The following is a 4,200-nucleotide window of genomic DNA, read 5'->3' as shown; positions in this document are numbered from 1 at the left end:
GTGTGGAAAAGGAAAGCGCGGTGAGGCTTCCGGGATCGCTGCGCTCGCCCGGTCTGCAACACGTCTGGTAGCCCGGACGAGGCGTTCACGCCGACTCCGGGGTGAAGCACGCTGCCGGATGGCGGCGAAAACGCCTTATCCTACCTATTGTTTATACTTACGTTGATATTTTCTCCCTCTATATAACAGCAAGCCTTCCCCGAGCAGATACGGTAAACTATCGGCGATTTAGCATCAGGAAAGCAGCTATGACCCATTCCCTAAAACCCTTGAATACCTTCGGCATTGACCACTGTGCAAAGCACATCGTATGCGCTGAAAACGAACAACAATTACTGAGCGCCTGGCAGCAATCTACCCGTGAAGGGCTGCCAGTTATGATCCTGGGTGAAGGAAGTAACGTCCTGTTTCTGGAAGATTATTCCGGTACAGTGATCCTTAACCGCTTGAAAGGTATTGAGGTTAGTGAAACGGCTGATGCATGGCATCTGCACGTTGGTGCGGGAGAGAACTGGCATAATCTGGTTCGCTATGCACTGGATAACAACATGCCTGGCCTCGAAAATCTGGCGCTTATTCCTGGCTGTGCCGGGTCATCCCCGATTCAGAATATCGGTGCCTATGGTGTTGAGCTGCAGCAAGTCTGCGAATATGTCGATTGCATCGAACTTGCTACCGGTGAACGTAAACGACTTAGTGCGAAGGACTGTCAATTCGGCTACCGCGACAGCATCTTCAAACACGCCTATCAGGACCGCTTTGCTATTGTTGCCGTTGGATTCCGGCTCACGAAAGTGTGGAAACCCGTGTTAACGTACGGAGATCTTACGCGTCTTGACCCTGAAACGGTGACCCCGCGTGAAGTATTCGACTCTGTTTGCCATATGCGTATGACTAAATTGCCCGACCCAAAGGTCAACGGCAACGCAGGCAGCTTCTTTAAAAACCCAGTCGTTAGCGCTGAGTATGCGCAAGCGCTGCTGGTAAACTTCCCGAAAGCGCCACATTATCCTCAGGCCGATGGCAGCGTTAAGCTAGCAGCTGGCTGGCTTATCGATCAGTGCCAGTTGAAAGGCCATATTGAGGGAGGCGCTGCGGTGCATCAACAGCAAGCGTTGGTACTGGTCAACGTCGACAGCGCGCAGAGCTGCGATGTGGTCAAGCTAGCACACCATGTCCGCCAGCAGGTGGGCGACAAATTTAACGTCTGGCTTGAGCCTGAAGTCCGCTTTATTGGACAAACAGGTGAAGTAAATGCGGTTGAGGTAATCAAATGAAAGATAATACGGTGCCATTAACGCTCATTTCCTTGCTAGCCGATGGTGATTTCCACTCCGGGGAGCAGCTGGGGGAGAAACTTGGCATGAGCCGCGCGGCGATCAACAAACATATCCAGACGTTACGCGACTGGGGTGTTGATGTCTTTACCGTTCCCGGTAAGGGCTACTGCCTGCCGGAGCCAATCCAGCTATTGGAAGCGGAGCGGATTCAACGTGCTGTGGATTATGGGGATGTGGCCGTACTGCCGGTGATTGACTCTACCAACCAATATTTGCTCGATCGCATTGGTGAATTGAAATCCGGTGATGCCTGTGTGGCTGAATATCAGCAGGCTGGCCGAGGCCGCCGCGGTCGTAAGTGGTTCTCACCGTTCGGCGCTAACCTCTATTTGTCCATGTACTGGCGCTTAGAGCAGGGGCCTGCCGCAGCGATTGGCCTAAGTTTGGTTATCGGTATTGTCATGGCCGAAGTATTACAAAGTTTGGGCGCCGAGAAGGTTCGGGTGAAGTGGCCAAATGACCTCTATCTCAACGACCGCAAACTGGCCGGCATTCTGGTGGAACTGACCGGTAAAACCGGTGATGCTGCGCAAATTGTCATTGGTGCTGGGATTAACCTTGTGATGCGTCGCGTCGAAAACGATGTCATTAATCAGGGGTGGATTAACCTACAGGAGGCGGGGATCGTTATCGATCGCAATGTCCTGGCGGCGAGGTTGATCAATGAATTACATGACGCGCTGCACCTCTTTGAACAGGAGGGATTAGCCCCATATCTGTCCCGTTGGGATAAATTAGATAACTTTATTAACCGTCCAGTGAAATTAATTATCGGTGATAAAGAGATATTTGGTATTTCCCGTGGGATCGATACTCAAGGTGCTTTATTACTGGAGCAGGAAGGGGTGATTAAACCCTGGATGGGCGGCGAAATTTCGCTACGTAGCGCAGAATAAAAAAAGGGAGCCGCGGCTCCCTTTTCTTTTATCTCGATTATTTCCGAAGACGAACTTGCTCAACAGAGTGGTTGGCGCTTTTTGTCAGGATCAGACTTGCGCGCTCACGCGTTGGTAGGATATTTTCGTTTAAATTCCTGAGGTTAATCTCATTCCACAATGAAGTCGCAACGTTAATTGCCTCTTCTTTAGAAAGCTGTGCATAGTTATGGAAATAAGAATCTGGATCGGTGAAGGCACCTTCGCGGAATTTCAGGAAACGATTGATATACCAGGATTGTAATAACTGCTCCGGAGCATCGACATAAATAGAGAAATCAACGAAATCGGATACAAATACATGGTGTGGGTCGTGAGGATAATCCATTCCGCTTTGTAGTACATTGAGCCCCTCCAGAATGAGTATATCTGGGTGGGTGACCGTTTTATCGCCATCAGGAATAACATCATAAATAAGATGGGAATAAACCGGTGCCGTCACGTCCGGTACTCCTGACTTCAGGTCAGAGACAAACTTCACCAGTCGATGCATATCATAAGACTGTGGGAAGCCTTTCTTCTTCATCAACCCGCGCTCTTTCAACACCTCATTAGGGTGCAGGAAGCCATCGGTGGTAATGAGCTCAACGCGGCGATGCTCTGGCCAGCGGCTGAGAAGCGCCTGGAGAACACGAGCGGTTGTACTTTTACCTACCGCCACGCTGCCGGCGATGCTGATGATATAAGGAATACGCTGGCCGTTGGTGCCAAGGAATTGTTCCAGCACCGCCTGGCGGCGCAGGTTAGAACTAATATAGAAGTTCAGTAAACGGGACAAAGGCAAATAGATTTCCGCCACTTCTTCTAGCGACAGATCTTCGTTGATACCTTTTAAGCGTGTAATTTCGCCTTCAGTCAGGGTCATTGGCACGGAATCGCGAAGCGCCGCCCACTGGCTACGATCGAACTGTAGATAAGGTGTCATTAACGTTTGCTCTTGTTTTCTCATAAGCATGTTCTGGCTGCCGCGCTGATAACACGCGACGCTTCACATTCAGTTAATCAGGACAATGGGCAGGAGGTTAACACCAGATGGATTATAAAAAGAAGAAAAAATCCAAATGAGTGGTGCTTTCGTGAGAAAACCCCAGAGTTTGTTGCCAATGCAACCAGCGAGCGTAAGTGATAGGGAATAGTAAAGAAGCGAAGCCGCTAATGACGACAGCTAGTCGGGAGCTACTAGACCTGAAATGGCAACAGCAAGCCGCAGAGAATAGAGAGAATTGCGCTATTTTTGTTCACGAAAATACTATTTTGCTGAGTTTTTACGCGCGAACGCACAAAACATGAGCGATAGAACATTTTATGCAAATTTTTAGTTGCATGTCGCCGCAGGTCTCCATAGAATGCGCGCTACTTGATGCCGACTTAGCTCAGTAGGTAGAGCAACTGACTTGTAATCAGTAGGTCACCAGTTCGATTCCGGTAGTCGGCACCATCAAGTACCTGGTGGGGTTCCCGAGCGGCCAAAGGGAGCAGACTGTAAATCTGCCGTCACAGACTTCGAAGGTTCGAATCCTTCCCCCACCACCACTTTCCGGCTAAGCATTGCGAAGCCAGAGTTGGTCGGTAAAATGACGAACTCAAACAAAGAAAAGAGAGCAATCTCTTTTTTTTGGCACAGAAAGAACTGGGTAGCCGAGTTTTAGGATGCGGGCATCGTATAATGGCTATTACCTCAGCCTTCCAAGCTGATGATGCGGGTTCGATTCCCGCTGCCCGCTCCAGACGTGCTGATATGGCTCAGTTGGTAGAGCGCACCCTTGGTAAGGGTGAGGTCCCCAGTTCGACTCTGGGTATCAGCACCACTTCTCTTCTCCCTCCCGTTTCTCTCTGTTTAAATTAATGCATTCAACATTTCAGGCTTTTAGTCTGGTTGATGTGGTGATATCACCGATTTATCCGTGTATTAGAGGGACTATCGA

The 4,200-nt window shown here is 49.7% G+C and carries 3 protein-coding genes and 4 tRNA genes; 6 read left to right on the top strand and 1 reads right to left on the bottom strand.

Annotation, left to right across the window (positions count from 1 at the left end; translation table 11 throughout):
* Nucleotides 1-248 precede the first annotated feature (248 nt).
* Nucleotides 249-1,277, top strand: coding sequence for a UDP-N-acetylmuramate dehydrogenase (murB, locus tag GKAS_RS22875; RefSeq protein WP_035897766.1), 1,029 nt, complete (start codon nucleotides 249-251; stop codon nucleotides 1,275-1,277).
* Nucleotides 1,274-2,236, top strand: a complete 963-nt coding sequence (gene birA / locus GKAS_RS22870) for a bifunctional biotin--[acetyl-CoA-carboxylase] ligase/biotin operon repressor BirA (RefSeq protein WP_035897764.1) — start codon at nucleotides 1,274-1,276, stop codon at nucleotides 2,234-2,236. Before murB ends, birA begins: the two co-directional genes overlap by 4 nt.
* A 37-nt stretch (nucleotides 2,237-2,273) precedes the next feature.
* Here the strand turns inward: birA and coaA are convergent, their stop codons facing one another.
* Nucleotides 2,274-3,224, bottom strand: coding sequence for a type I pantothenate kinase (gene coaA / locus GKAS_RS22865; protein ID WP_035897768.1), 951 nt, complete (start codon nucleotides 3,222-3,224; stop codon nucleotides 2,274-2,276).
* A 413-nt stretch (nucleotides 3,225-3,637) separates the two neighbouring features.
* Here coaA and GKAS_RS22860 point away from each other — a divergent pair.
* From GKAS_RS22860 to GKAS_RS22845, 4 genes are all read left to right on the top strand, one after another.
* Nucleotides 3,638-3,713: transfer RNA gene (locus GKAS_RS22860), tRNA-Thr, on the top strand.
* A gap of 10 nt (nucleotides 3,714-3,723) precedes the next feature.
* A tRNA-Tyr gene (locus GKAS_RS22855) sits at nucleotides 3,724-3,808 on the top strand.
* 119 nt (nucleotides 3,809-3,927) lie between these two features.
* Nucleotides 3,928-4,002: transfer RNA gene (locus GKAS_RS22850), tRNA-Gly, on the top strand.
* A 5-nt stretch (nucleotides 4,003-4,007) separates the two neighbouring features.
* Nucleotides 4,008-4,083 (top strand) — tRNA-Thr (locus GKAS_RS22845).
* Nucleotides 4,084-4,200 lie beyond the last annotated feature (117 nt).

It is taken from the genome of Kluyvera ascorbata ATCC 33433, from assembly GCF_000735365.1.
GTDB lineage: Bacteria > Pseudomonadota > Gammaproteobacteria > Enterobacterales > Enterobacteriaceae > Kluyvera > Kluyvera ascorbata.
The sequence above is the reverse complement of the archived record's forward strand: the minus strand, read 5'-3'. Positions and strand labels throughout refer to the sequence as shown.

What these genes read in the sequence shown, in the direction of transcription:
- murB (WP_035897766.1), top strand. Translation starts at nt 249, where the DNA reads ATGACCCATTCCCTAAAACCCTTGAATACCTTCGGCATTGACCACTGT.
- birA (WP_035897764.1), top strand. Translation starts at nt 1,274, where the DNA reads ATGAAAGATAATACGGTGCCATTAACGCTCATTTCCTTGCTAGCCGAT.
- coaA (WP_035897768.1), bottom strand. Translation starts at nt 3,224, where the DNA reads ATGAGAAAACAAGAGCAAACGTTAATGACACCTTATCTACAGTTCGAT.